Below are 16,969 nucleotides of genomic sequence, written 5' to 3' on the forward strand. Positions count from 1 at the left end.
GTGTCCTCTCCCATCGCAAAGGATGATCAAGCAGACGAACTTCCTCCGCCGCAGCGAGCGTACCGTGATCCGTGGGGCCGCTGTCCACCGTGGTGGGTACGGCCCCACGGTCTCAACCGGCCGGGCCCATGGTGACGACGATGTTGCCGTACTTGCCACGGTCCAGGTGGCGGTGCGCCTGCGCGATCCGCTCCAAGGGATAGCGGTCCGCGATGACCGGCCGGAGCGCGCCGGCCTCGGCCAGCTCCCGCACCAGCAGCAGGTCGCGGGTCTTCTCCGCCGCCTTCCGCAGCCCGGTGAACGAGACGACCGCCTTCCGCCGGCCGAACGCGGCCGTCCACGGTGTCAGGAGCAGCAGGCTCGGCGACGGTACCGGGCTGAGGTAGCGTCCGGCCGGGTTGAGTATCCGGCGGCAGCGCCCGAACGTACTGGTGCCGGCCACGTCGAAGACGACGTCGTAGGTCTGGCCGGTGCGGGTGAAGTCCTCCCTGGTGTAGTCGAGCACCGTCTCGGCGCCGAGTTCGCGTACCAGGTCGAGGTGGGGTGTGCTGCACACCCCGGTGACCCGGGCGCCGAAGTGTCTGCCGAGTTGCACGGCGGTGCTCCCGACGCTCCCGGAGGCGCCGTTGACCAGGATCGTCTGGCCGGAGCGCAGCCGGGCCCGGTCGCGCAGGAACGCCAGCGCGGTGCCGTCGATCAGCGCGACCGCCTCGGCGAAGTCGAGGTTGGCCGGCTTGGGTGCGAGGGCGCCGTCCTGGCGGACGCGGACGTATTCGGCGTGCGCGCCGAAGTCCGGCCCGGTGACCCCGACCACCTCGTCGCCGACCCGCAGCCGGGTCACGCCCGCCCCGACCGCCGAGACCACACCGGCGAAGTCGGATCCCAGCACGTTCCACCTCGGGCGGCGGAGCCCGAAGAAGAGCCGGGCGTAGCCCGGTGAGCCGCGCCGGGCGGTACCGTCGGTCACGCCGAGCGTCGCGGCGCGGACCTGGACGACGACGTCCTGGTCGCCGGGGACGGGGGTCGGGACCTCCTCGACCCGGACCACGTCCGGTGGGCCGTACGTCCGGTACACCGCTGCTCTCATGGCTGCTCTCCTCCGGAGTCGGGGTACTGGAACACCTCGTCGAGCGGCACCGCGAAGACCCGGGCGATCTGGAACGCCATCTCCAGTGACGGCGAGTATCTGCCCTGCTCGATCGCGATGATCGTCTGGCGGGTCACCCCGATCCGCTCGGCGAGCTGGGCCTGCGTCATCTCGCCGGCGGCGAAGCGCAGGGCGCGGATCGAGTTGGTGACCCTGGTGGGCTTGACCACGGCTAGATACCCCTGCGGTAGGCGCGGAGCTTGACCACGGATCCGACCACCGAGGAGGCGACGAAGCCGAGATAGAGCACGTTCGCGATCCAGAAGTGCTCGGCCTCGAAGAGCGCCAGGCCGAGTGCCCCGAGCGCGGCGGTCATCAGCAGCCGCTGTCCCACGCGTTCACCGAACCAGTGGATCTCCCTGTCCCGGACGTCGCCGGAGTGGCTGTCGCTGGGGCGGGCGATCTCGACCGCGATGCGGGCCACGATCGACGCGACGATCGAGACGCCGATGGCCAGCAGCAGGGCCGGCACGTATGCCACCGCTGCCACGGGCGTGCCGGCCAGCCGGCCCAGGACGACCGCGAGATAGCCGAGGTAGACGGTGACGCCGACCGTCAGGGCCACCCAGGTGCCCTTTTCCTCGTACGACATGGTTGCCGCCTTCGAGAGGTAAAGAATTCTTGACACAGCGAAGAGTAAAGAGCCGTAGACATCATGTCAAGTTTTCTAGACACGGTGCGGCCCGGCGTCCCGATGGCGTGCTGCTCTGGTGGGCGTGGCCTGCGGGCCTTGGCCTACGGGCCTTGGCCTACGGGCCTTGGCCTGCGGAGCCGCCCGGCCCGACCGCACCGCTGCCGGCGCGGCGCCTCAGCGCGGTAGCGGCCGGTTGGTGTAGACCGTGATGCCGTAACCGGTGCCCTGCCGGATCCAGCCCACCGCGTCGTAGAAGGCGGTGGCGCCGGCGACCTGCGGAACGGTCAGCAGCCACGCCGGCCGGTCCTCGGTGAGCGCGGCCAGCAGGCGCCGGCCGAGTCCGGCCCGCCGGGCCGCCGGACGTACGGCCAGCTCGGCGACCTCCAGCCAGCCGGAGAGCGCCTCCGTGGCCGGCCCGAGGAGCCGGCGTACCTGCCCGTAGGCGCGGTCGGCGGGGAACGGGTGCCCAGTGGTGAACCCGAGCGCGAAGGCGGGAACCGTCCCGTCGTCGGCACCGGATCCGGCGGGTCCGGCGTCGTCGGCCAGGACGGCGACGAAGCCCGGCTGCCCGGCCCACTCGGCCAGCAGTTCGCCGAACCGGGCGGCCCGCTCGGGAGAGTCGTTCCACGGCGGCGCGCAGAACACCGCCGCGTACGTCTCGACCAGCCGGTCACGCAGCACCAGCGCCTCCGGCCCGGTCAACCGGCGCAGTACCGGGGTGCCGGTCGGCTCCCGGCCGGTCATGCGGCCGGCCGGTGAAGTTCGGCGCTCCGGGGCGGATTCGTCGCGGCGTAGCGGCGGTCCGGGCCCGAGGCGTCCATGATCCGGCAGCCTACCCGCCGTCGGTGGCGCCCTCGGCCCGGCCGGCCCACGGATCCGCCGCCCGACCGGGTGCGCGGGAGTGGTTTCGCGCGGTCCCGGCCGGGGTCAGCCGGGCGTAGACGTCGCCGGACCGGCCCAGCGGGCGGAAGCGGTCGAGCAGGCTCACCAGGCCGGAGGCGTCCAGCCAGCGCTCGCTGGCGAACCGCATCGTCTCGACCGGCGAGTAGTTGTAGCGGTACCCGCCGACGGGCGCACCCAGGTCGTCCACGATGTCCAGTGCGGTGAGTGCGGCGTCGTGCGCCGACGGAAGGTACTCGAACGACAGCGCGGCCAGCGGTCGGCCGAGTCCGGCGAGGACGTTCGCCTCGAAGCCCTCGACGTCGATCTTGCAGAACGCCGGTACGCCGTACGCCCCGATGAGTTCGTCGAGGGTGGTCACCTCCACCTGCACCGCCCGGTCCCATCTCACCCGCGCGAAGCCGCGGTCCGTGGCCACCGACCGGATCCAGTCGGCCGACATCGTCGACACCGTCGGGGTGGCGGTGGAGAGCGCCATCGTCGCCCGACCGGATCGAGCGCCGAGCGCCGCCGGGACGATGGTGACGTCGTGGTCCCGGCGGAACGCCCAGCGCAGCAGGCGTAGACAGTCCGGCTGTGGTTCGACGGCGACGACCCGGGCGCCCAGCCGCCGCCAGATCCGCACCCGGCCGCCCACGTGCGCGCCGATGTCGAACCCGACGTCTCCCGGGCGCAGGAACTGCCCGTAGAGTCGCGCGGCCCGGCGCTGGGTGGCCGGCCGGCAGTGGTAGAGCAGCAGGGACCGGGCGATACCTCTGGCCCGGATGAACATGTTTTCAACCTAGCAGCGGCAATTGTCCCTCCGCTTCCGTTCGGCGGTGCCGGACAGCTCCGGTTCAGGCGCTCGACGGAGGTGGAACCCGTATCCGGCTGGGGCGATGATCGCGCGTTCGGTAGGGTGGGAGCCGGTGTGCCGGGAAGTCTGGTCGGCGGTTCATTCGTCGACCCACCGGAGGCACACTGATGGCCACCCCCGGCAGCCGCATGCCGAACCTCTTCTCCCGGGGCAGTTGGCCCGAGGTTCGGCGCATCGGTGACATCCTGCGTGCCGAGACCGTCGGTGGGGTGTTGCTGCTGGCCGCCGCCGTAGTCGCGCTGGCCTGGGCGAACTCGCCGTGGTCCGGGGCGTACCGGTCGCTCGGTGACCTCAAGGTCGGCCCCGCCGCCCTGCACCTGGACCTCTCCCTGGCGACCTGGGCGGCCGACGGCCTGCTGGCGATCTTCTTCTTCGTCGCCGGGTTGGAACTCAAGCGCGAGTTCGTCGCCGGGGACCTTCGGGAACCCCGCCGGGCGGTGCTGCCCGTCGCGGCCGCCGTCGGCGGCATGGCGGTGCCGGCCCTGATCTACGCCGCGTTCAACCTCCGCACCGGGGACGGGGCGCTGGCGGGTTGGGCGATCCCGACCGCCACCGACATCGCGTTCGCGCTCGCCGTACTGAGCGTGATCAACACCCACCTGCCGGCCGCGATGCGGACGTTCCTGCTGACCCTCGCGGTCGTCGACGACCTGCTGGCGATCATGATCATCGCGTTCTTCTACACCAGCGCCCTGCACCTCGGCTGGCTGCTCCTGGCACTGGTCCCGCTGGTGCTGTTCGGCCTGCTGGTCCAGCGACGGGTCCGGTCCTGGTGGCTGCTGCTCCCGCTCGCGGCGGTGACCTGGGCGCTGGTGCACGCCTCCGGAGTGCACGCCACGGTCGCCGGGGTGGCGCTCGCCTTCACCGTACCGGTGTCGCGGCGCAAGCCGGGGCCCGGACCGGGGCTGGCCGAGCACTTCGAGCACCGGTTCCGGCCACTCTCCGCCGGGATCGCGGTGCCGGTCTTCGCGTTCTTCGCCGCCGGGGTGTCGGTGGTCGGCGCGGGTGGTCTGGGTGCCTCCCTCACCGACTCGGTCGCCGTCGGGGTGGTGGTCGGGCTGGTCGTGGGCAAGGGCGTCGGGGTCTTCGGCGCGACCTGGCTGGTGCAGCGGTTCACCCGGGCCAGGCTCGCCGAGGGGCTGAGCTGGTGGGACGTGTTCGGGCTGGCGCTGCTGGCCGGGATCGGCTTCACCGTGTCGTTGCTGATCGGCGAGCTGGCGTTCGGCGCCGGCACTGAGCGCGACGACCACACCAAGATCGGCGTACTGCTCGGCTCACTCATCTCGGCGCTGCTGGCCGCGGTCGTGCTCCGCGCCCGCAACCGGCACTACCAGCGGCTCCGCACGGTGGAGGAGCACGACGGCGACGGCGACGGGGTGCCGGACGTCTACCAGGAGAAGGACCAGAGCCCCCGGGGATGATCCGGGCCCGCCGCTCCACCCCGGCCGGGACGTGCGACCCTCGACGCCGCAACCCGAGCGCCGGCTACGGCGGCAGGTCCGGTGCCAGCGCGGCGGCCAGCCGGTCGAGCCAGGGCGTCGGGTCGACCCCGGCCGGCGGATGCCGGTCGGCCAGGTCGGACCAGTCCACGGCCCAGCCCCGGACCGCCGCCGGTCGCAGCAGCTCCGGGTCGGGGATCCGGCGCAGCACAGTACGGAGCAGCCGGGCCGAGAGTCTCACCTCGGGCAGCTCGGCGAGCAGCACCGCGTCGTAGAGGTCCTTTCCGGCGCAGTGCCCGTCGGTCGCCTGGTCGGTGCAGAGCCACTGGAGTTTCCAGCCGAGCGAGAGCTGTGGCGTCGCCGCCCACAGCACCGTCGGCGGGTCGGTGCCGTCCTGCCGGGGCACCGCGAGCAGTCGGGGTGGCTCGGGCAGCCGCTCGTCGTACGCGAAATCGAGCCGGACCGTGCCGGCGAGCGCGTCGCCGGCCCGCCAGGGCACGACGAGCCGGCTTCCCCCGCCGCCCTCCCCGGCGGGGTCGCGGTAACCGGAGTCGTACGAGTAGCCCCAGGTGCTGTCCTCGACGATGCCGTCCGGGTCGACCCGGAGGTCGCCGACGGCCGTGGGATGCCGGCGCAGCAGTTCGACGACGTCCCGGTGCGGGCTCGGCAGCAGCGCGGTCTCGGCGGCCTCGACCCAGTGCAGCCCCTCCGGCGGCAGCCGCGCCGGCAGCCCGCCGGTGTCGAAGTCCTCGAACATCCAGGGCTCGTCCCGGGGCACCCCGTGCACCGCCTCCGGCCAGAGCCGGACCGGGTCGAGGCGGTCGAGGTAGGGGTGCGGGTGCAGGTCGTCCAGCGGGACCGGTGCGCCGGGCCGCACCACCCAGTCGAGGTCGCCCGGCTCGCGTGCCCGGTCACCGACCCAGGACCGCATCGTCATGCTGCCGCGCAGCACCAGGGCGTCGCCGCAGGGTGCCGCCGCGACCAGCGCGAGTATGTGGTCGAGCACGGCAAGCCGGGCCGCCCGCTCGTCGGTCAGCCCGGGGCCGGCCCCCGCAGGGCTGTTCACGCCGGGCAGGCTACCGGGCCGGTGCGACGCCTACCGCCCGCCCGTCCAGGTCCGCCGGCTCCGCCCGGGAGCGTCGGGCCGAAACCGGCGGGTGCGGACCGGTCAGGCCGGTCGGCGGTGCGGCCGCTCGGCCAGGGCGCGGAGCCGGTCGTCGAGGGCGTCGAGATCCGGTACGAACCAGATGTGGTCGGCCCGGTTCGACTCCTCGACCAGGGCGCGCAGCGCGGAACTGGTCGCGAGGGGCCCGGAGATGTCGCCGACCACCGCCAGCCGCAGCCGGTAGTTGACGAACTTCTGCATGACCTCACCGGCGAAGCGGGTGCCGAGGGTGAAGAAGCTCGGGTCGAGCCGGCTCGCCGGCACCGCCACCACCGTGGCGCCGAGGAAGGCCGCGCCGATCAGGTCCAGCGCGTCCTGCTCGGTGCTGATCGGCGGGCCGGCCGGGTCGCAGACCAGCACCGACTCGCCGGCTCGGTCCTGGATCTCGTCAGGCATCCGACACCTCCCCGCTGAGCAGGCCGTTGTCGCCGTGCAGTACGGCGTCGAGCAGGCGCAGCAGCTCGGCGGTGGCGGCGGCGTCGCCGAGTATCACGATCTTCATCCGGTCTCGTTCCTCGTCGTGGACGATCTGCACCCGCAGCGGATGCCCGGGAGCGTGGTTGGTGTTCGCCCCGGCGAGCAGGAGGGTGCCGAGCCGGTCGACTCCGGACCGGTCGATGCCGTCGACCTGCACGATGCTCGACACCTCGACCGTGGCGCGGCCGGCGGGCCGGGCCGGGCCGGCGCCGCCGGTCAACGCGTCGAGGTCGGCCCGGGCGATCCGGTACTGCTTGCCGATCCGTACCGCCCGGAGCCGGCCGGAGCGGATGTAGCCGCGTACGGTCCGGACGTGCAGGCCGAGCCGCTCGGCCACCTGCTCGACCGAGTACATCTCCTCACTCATCGGCACCTAACCTACCCTCGATAGGGAGTGATAGGGAAGTTTGTTGCCGACGTCACCTCTGCGAGTTGACCCCGGTCGAGCGGAGACGCCTCGATCATGCGGGGGTGAGGACGAGGCTCGCGGTGCGGTTGCGGGCCGGTTCGCGGAACGGGCCCTGCGACTGGTCGGCGGAGCGCAGGGTGAACGCGGTCAGTGGCAGGTCGCCGGCCTCCGCCAGCTCCCGCGCCGCGACCCGGGCCCGGCTCAGTGCCGTACCCGAGCCGCCGCTGGTGCGTCCGCCCGGCACCGGCACGCTGTGCCCGACCACGGTCACGGCCACGTCGAGGTCGGGCAGGCGGCGGCCGACGTCGGCGAGCACGTCGGCGCCGTTCGCGGTCAGCCAGGCGTCGCGGCTGAACAGACCCCTCCGGAAGTAGACCTCCACCGCATCCGGCCGGCGCTTCACCACGACGCCGGGCAGGGTGACGCCGCGCGCTATCGCGTCGAGCCGGGCGGCCAACGCCCGAGCGGCCGCCGCCTGCTCCGCCTCGATCTGCGCGAGCCGGCCCTGCAACTCCGCGGCACGGCGCCGCTCCGCGTCCAGCGCCGCCGCGTCCGGCGTCGGGGTGGTCACGGACGCGGCCGGCCTGGCGGGCGGCGACGCTGACAGCGACGGGAGCACGACCACGGTACCGGCGACGACCGCGACCACCACCGCGCCGGCCGCCGCGAGGCGCACCGGCGGAGCGACCGGGCGTGCCCGGCGGTCACCGGCGAGGATGGCGGCGACCGCCCGCCGGCCGGCGGCGGCGCCCTCGTGGCCCGGGTCGATCGCCTGGACCGCCGCCCAGCACTCGTCCGCCTCCCGCCAGCGCCCCTGCTGGGCACGGATCCGGGCGAGCAGGTCGAGGACGGCCGGCTCGTCGCCGTCCAACGCGACCAGAGCCTCGGCGGCACCGTCCAGATCGCCGCGCCGAGCCGCGGCCGTGGCCCGGCTCAGCGCCAGGTCGGTGCTCAGGGCCGGCGCGGTCACCGGCCGACCAGCCCGATGATCTTCGGCTGCTCGTCGCGCGGCAGCAGCCGGACCAGCCGCGAGTTGACCGCGTCGAGCGCGCGCTCGTCGCCAGCGGCCAGCGCCTCCTTGCCCTCCCGGACGAGCCCGCGGGCCTCACCGGACGGCTGCATCCGGCCCTGCTGCTCGCAGAGCGCGTAGAAGAGGCGTACCGACCAGCCCGGCTGCCGCCGTTCCAGCTCGATGAGGAACTCGGTGACCCGCTCGGTCTCCGCCTTGATCCGCGCCGAGCTGCCGCTCTCGATGGCCTCGTTCGCGCGCTGCTCGAACTCGGCCAGCGCCGACCGGTCGGCGGGGTGCCCCACCTCGGACACCAGCCGACCCGTCTCGGCGAGCAGGTCACGCAGCTCCCGTACCAGCGCCGGCCGGTCGGCCGCCTCCTCGATGTCGTCGAGCTGCGCCTGCACCTCACGTAGCCGGTCCTCGGCGGTGGCGGCCGCGCCCGCGTCCACGCCGGCGGCCCGGACCTGTTCCCGCGCGGTGGTCAGCGTGCCCTCGTCGTCGAGCCGCGCAAGCTGGTCGCGCACCTCCGGTACGTCCGACGCGCGCGACTCCCGCAGCGCGGCCATCCGCTGCTCGGCCTCGGCCAGCGCGGTCGCGAGTTCGGCCGGCTGTGGCGTGCGGACCTCGTCGAGGTTGATCTCCGCCTCGAACTGGGCCTGGATCAGCGGCACGTCGGCGACCACGGTGACCAGGCTGGAGGTGTCCACCTCGAACGTCACCTCGACCTCGGCTCCGGCCGGCAGGTCGATCCGCACGTCCAGCGGGCGGATCTCCAGCATGCCGACCGGCCGGTTGCGGTCGGCGCGGTCCCGTTCGCCCTGCACCACCGGGATCCGGACCACCGCCTCGGTGTCCGAGCGGCGCAGCGCGGCGGCGGTACGGAACACGTCGCGCGCCCGGGTCGGCAGCGTCGCGCCCTTGCGCAGCAGCGGCGCGAACGCCCGGTCGGCGAGCTGGATGCCGAGCGAGTGGGTCAGCCGGGCACCGCCGAACTCGACATCCCGGTGCGTGATGGAGAGCGAGTCGGGGGACACCTGCTGCGGCACGCCGGACCCGTCGGTGAGTTCCACCGTGAACCGCGACGTCCGATGCGGATCCACCGCGACCTCGGTCAGGAAGGCGCCCTCGGCGTTCAGCTCGACCCGTCCGGTGCGGAACGGCGGCTGCCCGTCCGGGTTGCGCAGCGTCACGCCGTACCCGGTCCAGTCCATCGGTGCGGCGGCGTGCACCTTGCCGGCGACCACCGGCGTGGTGGTCGTGACGCTCGGCTCGTACGCGAGTTGCAGGGCGAACTCGCCGGCTGCCGGTTGGAACGACGGTGGGTCGGGGCGCCGGACGGTACTGGCGAAGATGGCGGCACCCCGGGCGACCACGGTGGTCGGATCGAGGCTGGTGTCGAGCACGATGCCGAGACCGTCGCGGCTGTCGGCGAGGCGCTCCCGCAGACCGGGCGCGAGGGTGGTGCCGCCGACGAGCAGCAGTCGGTCGATGTCGCCCGCGTCCAGTCCGCCGTCGGCGAGCGCGCTGCGGCACAGGTTCATCGCCCGGGCGTAGAACGGCTCGGCGACCCGGTCGAGCTCGTCCCGGCGGAGCGTGTACTCGAACGTCTCGATGTCACCTCCGACCGTCAGTTCCACCACCAGCTCGATCGCGTTCCGGCGGGAAAGCTCAATCTTGCCCTCCTCGGCGAGCCACTTCAGCTTGGCGAAGTGCACGCGCCACTCGGGGTTGTCGCGGCGGAAGTCGGCGAAGCCGAACTCGGCCGCGGCGGCGGGGGCCAGGACCCGCTCCACCACCGCCCAGTCGATGAGCTTGCCGCCGAGGTACGGGTCACCGGCGTGGTTCAGCACCCGCAGGTCGCCGTCACGCTTGCTCACCACGGCCGCGTCGAACGTGCCGCCGCCGAAGTCGAACACCATCCAGTACGCCCGGTCGTCGGCGTCGTGGAAGCCGTACGCGAAGGCCGCCGCGGTGGGCTCCTGGACGAGCGGGCAGGCGGCGCTGAGCCCGGCGAGCGCCGCCGCCTCCAGGGTCGCCTTGTTCTGGTTGAGCGAGAAGGCGGCCGGCACGGTGATGACCGCCGCCTCCGGTGGGCTGCCGCTGTGGTGCGCGGCGTCCGCCCGCAGCGACTTGAGCACCTCGGCGGAGAGCTGCGGCGGCGTCAGCGTCGTGCCGGCCCGGCCGAACCGCTTGCCGGCGTCGGCCAGTCCCATCTCCAGCTTGAATTCGGCGGTCGCGTTCTCCGGGTCGCTCTGCACCCGCTCGCGCGCCCGGCGCCCGACGTGCACCACACCGGGCTTCGGAATCCACACCGCCGAGGGCGTGATGTCCCAGCCGTCGTTGTTCTTGATGACGGCGACGCCGCCGTCCTCCTCCACCACCGCGATCGCGCTGTTGGTGGTGCCGAGGTCGATGCCGAAGTCGATGGTGTCACGCATGGTCGTTCCCTCCGTCAACGGGCTGGGTGGGGGTGCCGACGATGACCTGCCCCACCTGGATGAGCCGCCCGTGCAGATAGACGGACGGCCGTACGGTCTCGATGACTGTCTCGGCGGTCAGGGCGGGGTTCTCCTGGTACACCAGGACTTCGAGTTCCCGCCCCGCGTCGAAGACGTCGTCGTCGTGGTCCTGGACGACCAGGCCGGCGTCGGCCAGCGCCTCGGTGGAGGTACGCAGGTAGCGGCCGGCCTGCCGGTCCCGGGGCGACGGCCGCTCGCCGGTCGCGGCGAGCTTCCGCTGGGCCCGCCACAGGTTCGTCACGGCTGTCGCCAGGGCCGCCTCGTCCGGCTGGGCGGGCGGCGCTTCCTTCTCGGCCGGCGACGCTTCCTTCTCGGCCGGCTTCGCGTCCCGGACCGCAGTCAGCAGCTCCTCCAGGCGGGCCCGCTGCGCCTCCGTCCACATCGGAGGCGGGATCCGGAACTCCCGATGGTGCCGGCGCTGGCGAAACTCCTCGCGCAGTCTGGTCATGCGGTTCACATCGTCACCCCTCGTCGCCACAGGTTCAGCTTGGGCAGGTAGCGCGCGCGCAGCTCCGGCGACAGGTCCAGCGCCTGCGCCATGAGACCCGCCGCACGGTCGAGTTGGCCGGCGTGCCGGGCCAGCGCCAGCGCCTGGTCGGCAAGCCGCCGGGCCCGGGCGTCGGCCGGCTCGCCCCGGCTGGGGGCGGAACCGCCGCCGAGTCGTCGACCGCGCAGTTCGGCGGCCAGCACACCCGCGGTGGCCGGCCGGTTGGCCGGGTCCGTCTCCAGTGTGGACAGGAGGATCCGGTCCAGCTCCGGGTCCACCTCGGGGTGGTAGCGGCTCGGCGGCAGCGGTACCCGGGCGAACCGGCCCGGCGAGTACGACGACAGGGGTGCACCGTCGTCGTAGGGCAGGCGGTTGGTCAGCAGCAGGTACACGATGGTGCCCACCGACCACACATCGCTGGCCCGGGAGTACCCTTCGCGGCGCAGCACCTCCGGTGCCATGAAGGCGAACGTGCCCTGGGCGCTGGCCAGCATCGTGAACGGGTCGGCGCGCTTGGCCAGCCCGAAGTCGCTGATCCGGATCCGCAGGCCGCTGCCGTCGTATCCGACGAGGATGTTCGCCAGCGTGAGGTCACGGTGCAGGATCGGCGGGTCCTGTTCGTGCGCGGCGGTCAGCCCGGAGGCGATCTGCTCGGCCACCTCGACCGCCAGCTCGACCGGAATCGTGGGGCCGTGTGCGCGGATCAGCCGCTCCAGGCTGCCCCCGGCCACGTACTCCATGGTGAAGAACCCCCGGACCCCCTGCGGTGTCCGCACGGTGCCGGCGTCGAACACCCGGACGATGTTCGGGTGACCCAGTGTGGACAGCAGTCGGGCCTCCTCCAGCAGGGTCCGGGTCTCGTCGAGCGAGGCGACCCGCTTGAAGACCTTCATGGCCTGCCAGCCGAGGTACTCGTGGCGCACCCGGTGCACCTCGGCGAACGCGCCCTCCCCGAGCAGCCGGTCCACCACGAGCGTCTCGGTGACCCGGTCGCCGCTCTCCAGCAGGCTCACGAGTCGTCCTCGGGGTTCGTGACGTTGAGCCGGTACCCGATGCCGGTGATGGTCTCCAGGATGCGCGGCGCGGACGGGTCCGCCTCGATGGCGCGACGCACCGCGCGTACGACGCCGGCCAGGTCGGCGCGGGTGTAGGCACGGCCCGCCGGCCACTCCTCCCGGGGCCCCCAGAGCGCGGTGACGAGTTCCTCGTGCCCGCAGGCGACCGCCGCACCGGCGCTGCTGCGACCCACCATGTACCGCAACAGTTGGTGCCCCTGCGGCCGCAGTCCGCTGACCGGGGTCTCACCGTGCTCGTCGACGCGGTACGCCCGCGCGGCCACCCAGTCGTACCGCAGGGCCGCCCCGCGCGTCGGCACCGGCGGTGGCGGCTCGAACGGCGCGGCCTGGGTGGTGTGCGGGTCGAGCAGCGTCAGTTCCCAGTACAGCGGTTCGCCGTCCGGGGACATGTCGCCGAGGATCAGGAGCGTGTCGCCGTGCCGCAGGCGGCGGCTTCCCACCAGGCGCTGGGTGCGCCCGTCCAGGCAACGCAGCAGCGTGCCGTTGACACTCGCGTTGTCGGTGACCGCCCAGCCACCGTCGCTCAGGTCCAGGGTGCAGTGTAGGCGACCGACCCAGCGCTGTGGGTCCGGCTCCAGCGCCACGTGCGGCGCGTGGTCCGGCGCGGTCCGTCCGACCGTGACGGGCCCGTCCGTCAGCTCGACGCCCCGGGTCCGCCCCTCCGGGGAAGTGATGCGCAACGTCACGCTCCCGTCGGCTCGGGTCTTCTCACCCACCGTCGACTCCTTGTCCGGCGTCATGTGCCCGGCTACCGGGCTCGCCCGTCGAAGGGCTGGTGGTCCTTGCGGTGTGCCACGCAGGCCGCGTACATCCGCTCCTGACTCTGCTCGGTCCACCATTCGGACGGGATCGCCGAGATCGAGAACGTGTCGGGCACCCGTAGCTCGCTCGCCAACTGCCGGCACGCCCGGCCGGCCTCCTGCACGAGCCGCTCCCGGGTCGTGTCCGCCGTGGGCCGCGCACCGGGCGGGGGCCAGGCCAGGCGCTGGTAGCCGAGGATCTCGGCCCAGTGCGGGTTGTCGCAGCGCACGATCGGCCACACGTTGTCCGCACCGTCGTGCTCCTGTCTGTGTTCCACGCAGTATCCGGCCGGTGCGTTGTGGTCCCGGCCCTCCCGGGACGTCAGCGGCCGCGGTACGGGGAGCTGGGCCCCGGTCTGCCGGACGGCCGCCCGGAACGACCAACGCTCGACGTCGGTACGCCGAACCAGGCATGTCGCGTAGTTGGACGGTGAATCCGCCCGCATGATGATGTCCGGGGCGGGCAGGATGACGTCGGTCGTGTACCTGCTGCTCGCCGACAGGCCGAAGTGGTTCGCCTGCTCGCCGCAGCTGAATCGGGCGAGGCCGGCCAGGTAGTCGTAGTCCGCGCCCCGGTCGGAGACCGCGCTCTGCAACCTCAGATAGGCGATCACCTCGGCGGCGTGCTCCTGCCCGCAGTCCACCTCCACCACCGTCGAGTCGCCGTCGCGCCAGTCGTCCGCGCTCCGGACGCAGATGATCTCCTGCGCGACGTCGTTGTAGTCGGCCGGGTGGATGTCGACCCCGCTCTCGTCCGGGCCGGTCACGGCGTTGATCAACATCACCAGCGCCACGACCACGACCGCGCAGGCGACGAGGGTGGCCACCGCCCGGCGGCGTTGCCGCCTGACCTGAGCCTCCCAGTCGGACAGCTCGAGCCGAGAGCCGTACCGGACCGACCGCTTGGGTGTGCGGTACGAGATCGGCGCGCCCTCGTCCAGATCGGAGAGCATCTCGCGGACGGCCGCCAGGAGCGCCTCGTCGGTCGCCTCGGAGAGGATGCTGCGCAGGAACGCCGCGGCCGCGTACCGCCCGCGGTTCCGCCGGATCTCGTCGACCCTGAACCGGAGCTGGTTGAGCGCCTCGTCCGCCTCGTCGAAGCCCCGCAGGTTCTCCCGGACCCGACGCCGGGTCTCCGGATCGGTGGCGAGCTTCGCCGCTTCCGCCAGCCAGCCCTTGACCTTGCCCTCGTACTGCCCGGTGGCCCGGTTCCGGGCGAGTGCGCAGTTGTTGAGCAGCACCGCGACCTTGTCGCGGGCGGCGTCCGTGCGGCGGTGCTCGTCACGCGGCGCCAACCCTTCCAGCCGGGCCAGCAGCGGATTCACCCGGGCGCGCATCTCGGTCACGATCTCGTCGGCGTCGCCGGAGTCCAGCCGGGTGTGCAGGTCGCGCACGGCGGACTCCAGCTCCGTGTACAGCGGCTCGGCGGCCTCCTCGATCAGCCGGTCGCGTTCCCGGGTCGGCACCGGCCACTCGGCCAGGTTCTTCCGGATCGGCGCCGGATAGGCGGCGGAGGCGGCCAACCGCAGCAGCGGGCGCACCAGCGCCACCGGCAGTTCCGCGCGCAGCGCATCCACGGCGGACACGTCGAGTTGCCTGTCGTCCAGCCGCTGCACGCGGTGGTGCAGGTGCCGCCAGAACGACGCCGATCGCAGCGTCTTCGTCCAGGCCGCCGCCGCCGCCGTCCACTGGCCCGGCAGCGCGCCGGAGATGGTCGAGGCCAGCAGGTCGGTCGGGCCGACGTCGAGCGCCCCGGCGTGCGCGCGTACGGCGGCGTCGTGGTCGTGGTGCACACCCGCCGGACATTCGCAGCCGTCCGGCGGGCCCCACTCGGCGAACACCTCGTGCACCAGGCGGCGGCGCGGATCGCCCAACACGTCGAACGCGGCGCGCACATCCTCGGTGGTCGCCGAGGAACCCTGCCAGTCCACGTCGGCGCCGACCCGCAACGCCGCCGTCAACTGGTGCTGCCGCGCTCGCGCGGTGCGCCGGTCCACGTCCACCGGCAGGCCGGTGACCCGGAAGGCGTTGCGCCGGTAAAGGTCCGGCCCGGCCAGCTCCCGCAGGCTGGCGATCGCCACCTCACTCACTCGAGCTCCCCAGGACGACGCGAGTCCGAATCAGGTCAATCTGGCTTCCAGGATCGTCGCGGCACGCGCCGCACACCACAGAAGACAGTTGGAAATTGGATGTACGGCCTAGGACAGATCCCCGCGGATCGGATCTTCGCCGACGCGCTTCAGGTAGTCACCCGGATTGGTGATGGGTCGCCCCTGGTCTCGGTATTTCTGCCGGACCCGTTCCAGGTGGGTCTTCACGGTGCTTTTCTCGATGCCGAGCCGTCGCGCGATGGCGGCGTGCGTCATGCCCTCCGCCACCCCCAGCAGGATCTGCCGTTCCCGGGGTGTCAGCGACGGACCGCGCCGGTCGTCGTCGCTGAGCAGGAACGCGTGCTCCGGCGAGGTCGGTGTCTCCCCGCGGTGCACCGCCCGGATCGCGCCCGCCAGATCGTTGAGGTCGCGCTCCTTGGGGATGTAGGCCACCGCGCCGGCCTCGGTCGCGGAGACCACCCAGCGGCGGTCCTTCACCACCGAGATGACGATCACCTGGCGGCCGGTGGCGGTCAGTTGCGCGACGTTGTGCGCCGGGTCGGTGAAGTTGCCGAGGTCGAGATCCAGCAGCACGATCGTCGGCGCGTCGGGTCCGGCGAGATACTCGTCCACCGAGGCGGCCAGCGCCGTCAGACGGATGTCGGGCGTGCTGCCGAACCAGTTCGCGAACGACTGGAGCAGCATCTTCTCGTCGTCGATCGCACCGATGGTTATGACGGTTTCCATGTGATCTCCACGGTGGTGCCCTCGCCGGGCGTACTGGTGATGTCGCACTGGCCGCCGACCTCGACCACGCGGTGCCGGATCGAGCCCAGCAGGCCGTAGCCGGCCCGCGCGGCCGCGGGCACGAAGCCGGCGCCCCGGTCGACGACGGTGATCCGCACCCCGCCGGCGCCGTCGCAGCGGCTCGTCAGCCACGCCTGCCCGGTGCCCGAGTGCTTGCGGGCGTTGTTGAGCGCCTCCCGGGTCGCGCCCAGCAGCGCCTCGGTGACGTGCCCGGGCACGCCCGCCGGCAGTTCCGCCGCGTTGTGGTCGATCCGCAGCCCGAGAGCCGCCAGGTCGCGCACGACGCGCCCGAGCCCGGTGCCGAGGTCCGTCGACACCGCGTCGTCCGACCCGGTGATCAACGAACGCAGGTACCTCGCGTCGCGTTCGCACTGGCTGCGGAACTGCTCGGTGTTGAGGTCGATCTGCCCCATCGCGCCCACGGTCAGCGTGGACAGCACCGTGTCGTGCAGGTTCCGGTACTGTCGCCGCCGCTCCCAGTCCCGGGCCTCGACCGACGCCATCCGGGCGGCCGCGTCGGCTGCCTGGCGCTGGGCCGCCAGCGCCGACGCGTGCGCCTCGTCCGCGACCCGGGCCGACGCGCGTACCCAGGTCGCGGCGAGTCCGGCGGCGACGGTGAACAGGACCAGCGAGCCGATGTTGCCGGTCACCGACGCGAGGAGCGAGGAGTCGGCGGCGAGATCCCGCCACACGCCGACGAGGTAGCAGCCGGACAGCAGCAGGATCGACGGTACGGCCAGCCAGCCCGGGCCGAACACGACGGCGAGTACCCCGGCCGCGTTCGCCGGCGCGACGGTCCAGTTCGCCCACCCGATCGCGTGGCCGGGCGCGGTCAGCCGGCCGATGACAACGAGCGCGACCCCGATCAGCAGGAGGTCGGCGACGACGGCGACCCAGGTGATGCGCCGTCCCCGCAGCGCGCCTCCGTAGAGCAGGAGCGACCAGACGGCGGCGACGGCGTAGAAGCCGAACACGACGCCCGGCCGCAGGTACGCCGACCGGTCGGTGGTAACGGCGGCTACCCCGGCCGCGGTGTACTGCGCGAGGCGTACCGCCCCGAATCCGCGGACCAGCACGCGCTCGGCCTGCTCTCGCCCGTTGACCGCCGACACGCTCCCAACATTCCAGAACCCGGGGATACCCGGAAGTCC

Annotated in this window: 17 protein-coding genes; 1 reads left to right on the forward strand and 16 read right to left on the reverse strand. The window is 73.0% G+C overall.

Features of this window, described 5'->3' with window-relative positions; genetic code table 11:
• Window positions 1–112: 112 nt before the first annotated feature.
• From V1634_RS18170 to V1634_RS18190, 5 genes are all read right to left on the reverse strand, one after another.
• Window positions 113–1,087 (reverse strand): NAD(P)-dependent alcohol dehydrogenase, encoded by a 975-nt coding sequence (locus V1634_RS18170; RefSeq protein WP_331209039.1) that lies wholly within the window; start codon window positions 1,085–1,087, stop codon window positions 113–115.
• Window positions 1,084–1,317 carry a helix-turn-helix transcriptional regulator gene (locus V1634_RS18175; protein WP_331209040.1) on the reverse strand — a complete coding sequence of 78 codons (234 nt, stop codon included), beginning with the start codon at window positions 1,315–1,317 and terminating at the stop codon, window positions 1,084–1,086. The genes V1634_RS18170 and V1634_RS18175 overlap by 4 nt, the downstream gene beginning before the upstream one ends.
• Before the next feature lie 2 nt (window positions 1,318–1,319).
• Window positions 1,320–1,739, reverse strand: coding sequence for a hypothetical protein (locus V1634_RS18180; protein WP_331209041.1), 420 nt, complete (start codon window positions 1,737–1,739; stop codon window positions 1,320–1,322).
• A 216-nt stretch (window positions 1,740–1,955) separates the two neighbouring features.
• Window positions 1,956–2,525, reverse strand: a complete 570-nt coding sequence (locus V1634_RS18185; RefSeq protein WP_331209042.1) for a GNAT family N-acetyltransferase — start codon at window positions 2,523–2,525, stop codon at window positions 1,956–1,958.
• An 88-nt stretch (window positions 2,526–2,613) separates the two neighbouring features.
• The gene (locus V1634_RS18190) at window positions 2,614–3,453 is read right to left on the reverse strand and encodes an FkbM family methyltransferase (protein WP_331209043.1); all 840 of its coding nucleotides are present in this window, start codon (window positions 3,451–3,453) and stop codon (window positions 2,614–2,616) included.
• Window positions 3,454–3,644: 191 nt separating this feature from the next.
• Here V1634_RS18190 and nhaA point away from each other — a divergent pair, with 191 nt between their 5' ends.
• Window positions 3,645–4,958 carry a Na+/H+ antiporter NhaA gene (gene nhaA / locus V1634_RS18195; protein ID WP_331209044.1) on the forward strand — a complete coding sequence of 438 codons (1,314 nt, stop codon included), beginning with the start codon at window positions 3,645–3,647 and terminating at the stop codon, window positions 4,956–4,958.
• 64 nt (window positions 4,959–5,022) lie between these two features.
• Here nhaA and V1634_RS18200 read toward each other — a convergent pair whose 3' ends face one another.
• The 11 genes from V1634_RS18200 to V1634_RS18250 form a co-directional block, all read right to left on the reverse strand.
• Window positions 5,023–6,042: a nucleotidyl transferase AbiEii/AbiGii toxin family protein gene (locus V1634_RS18200; protein ID WP_331209045.1), complete on the reverse strand. Its 1,020-nt coding sequence runs from the start codon at window positions 6,040–6,042 to the stop codon at window positions 5,023–5,025.
• Between the two features lie 102 nt (window positions 6,043–6,144).
• Window positions 6,145–6,537 (reverse strand): DUF4180 domain-containing protein, encoded by a 393-nt coding sequence (locus tag V1634_RS18205; protein WP_331209046.1) that lies wholly within the window; start codon window positions 6,535–6,537, stop codon window positions 6,145–6,147.
• Window positions 6,530–6,985: a helix-turn-helix domain-containing protein gene (locus V1634_RS18210; RefSeq protein ID WP_331209047.1), complete on the reverse strand. Its 456-nt coding sequence runs from the start codon at window positions 6,983–6,985 to the stop codon at window positions 6,530–6,532. The genes V1634_RS18205 and V1634_RS18210 overlap by 8 nt, the downstream gene beginning before the upstream one ends.
• A gap of 94 nt (window positions 6,986–7,079) precedes the next feature.
• Window positions 7,080–7,997: a tetratricopeptide repeat protein gene (locus tag V1634_RS18215; RefSeq protein ID WP_331209048.1), complete on the reverse strand. Its 918-nt coding sequence runs from the start codon at window positions 7,995–7,997 to the stop codon at window positions 7,080–7,082.
• A complete protein-coding gene (locus tag V1634_RS18220; RefSeq protein WP_331209049.1) occupies window positions 7,994–10,477 on the reverse strand; it encodes an Hsp70 family protein in 2,484 nt (827 codons plus the stop codon). Before V1634_RS18220 ends, V1634_RS18215 begins: the two co-directional genes overlap by 4 nt.
• On the reverse strand, window positions 10,470–11,006 hold the full coding sequence (locus V1634_RS18225) for a hypothetical protein (protein ID WP_331209050.1): 537 nt from the start codon (window positions 11,004–11,006) through the stop codon (window positions 10,470–10,472). Before V1634_RS18225 ends, V1634_RS18220 begins: the two co-directional genes overlap by 8 nt.
• Before the next feature lie 5 nt (window positions 11,007–11,011).
• On the reverse strand, window positions 11,012–12,058 hold the full coding sequence (locus V1634_RS18230; RefSeq protein ID WP_331209051.1) for a serine/threonine-protein kinase: 1,047 nt from the start codon (window positions 12,056–12,058) through the stop codon (window positions 11,012–11,014).
• Window positions 12,055–12,837 carry an FHA domain-containing protein gene (locus tag V1634_RS18235; protein ID WP_331209052.1) on the reverse strand — a complete coding sequence of 261 codons (783 nt, stop codon included), beginning with the start codon at window positions 12,835–12,837 and terminating at the stop codon, window positions 12,055–12,057. Before V1634_RS18235 ends, V1634_RS18230 begins: the two co-directional genes overlap by 4 nt.
• Before the next feature lie 32 nt (window positions 12,838–12,869).
• Complete coding sequence (locus V1634_RS18240; protein ID WP_331209053.1) at window positions 12,870–15,011, reverse strand: hypothetical protein; 2,142 nt, start codon at window positions 15,009–15,011, stop codon at window positions 12,870–12,872.
• A gap of 108 nt (window positions 15,012–15,119) precedes the next feature.
• Window positions 15,120–15,758 (reverse strand): response regulator transcription factor, encoded by a 639-nt coding sequence (locus V1634_RS18245; RefSeq protein WP_331209054.1) that lies wholly within the window; start codon window positions 15,756–15,758, stop codon window positions 15,120–15,122.
• Window positions 15,743–16,930 (reverse strand): sensor histidine kinase, encoded by a 1,188-nt coding sequence (locus tag V1634_RS18250; RefSeq protein ID WP_331209055.1) that lies wholly within the window; start codon window positions 16,928–16,930, stop codon window positions 15,743–15,745. Before V1634_RS18250 ends, V1634_RS18245 begins: the two co-directional genes overlap by 16 nt.
• Window positions 16,931–16,969: the final 39 nt, after the last annotated feature.

The organism is Plantactinospora veratri, assembly GCF_036421995.1.
GTDB lineage: Bacteria > Actinomycetota > Actinomycetes > Mycobacteriales > Micromonosporaceae > Plantactinospora > Plantactinospora veratri.

What these genes read in the sequence shown, in the direction of transcription:
- V1634_RS18170 (WP_331209039.1), bottom strand. Translation starts at nt 1,087, where the DNA reads ATGAGAGCAGCGGTGTACCGGACGTACGGCCCACCGGACGTGGTCCGG.
- V1634_RS18180 (WP_331209041.1), bottom strand. Translation starts at nt 1,739, where the DNA reads ATGTCGTACGAGGAAAAGGGCACCTGGGTGGCCCTGACGGTCGGCGTC.
- V1634_RS18185 (WP_331209042.1), bottom strand. Translation starts at nt 2,525, where the DNA reads ATGACCGGCCGGGAGCCGACCGGCACCCCGGTACTGCGCCGGTTGACC.
- V1634_RS18190 (WP_331209043.1), bottom strand. Translation starts at nt 3,453, where the DNA reads ATGTTCATCCGGGCCAGAGGTATCGCCCGGTCCCTGCTGCTCTACCAC.
- nhaA (WP_331209044.1), top strand. Translation starts at nt 3,645, where the DNA reads ATGGCCACCCCCGGCAGCCGCATGCCGAACCTCTTCTCCCGGGGCAGT.
- V1634_RS18205 (WP_331209046.1), bottom strand. Translation starts at nt 6,537, where the DNA reads ATGCCTGACGAGATCCAGGACCGAGCCGGCGAGTCGGTGCTGGTCTGC.
- V1634_RS18210 (WP_331209047.1), bottom strand. Translation starts at nt 6,985, where the DNA reads ATGAGTGAGGAGATGTACTCGGTCGAGCAGGTGGCCGAGCGGCTCGGC.
- V1634_RS18220 (WP_331209049.1), bottom strand. Translation starts at nt 10,477, where the DNA reads ATGCGTGACACCATCGACTTCGGCATCGACCTCGGCACCACCAACAGC.
- V1634_RS18225 (WP_331209050.1), bottom strand. Translation starts at nt 11,006, where the DNA reads ATGACCAGACTGCGCGAGGAGTTTCGCCAGCGCCGGCACCATCGGGAG.
- V1634_RS18245 (WP_331209054.1), bottom strand. Translation starts at nt 15,758, where the DNA reads ATGGAAACCGTCATAACCATCGGTGCGATCGACGACGAGAAGATGCTG.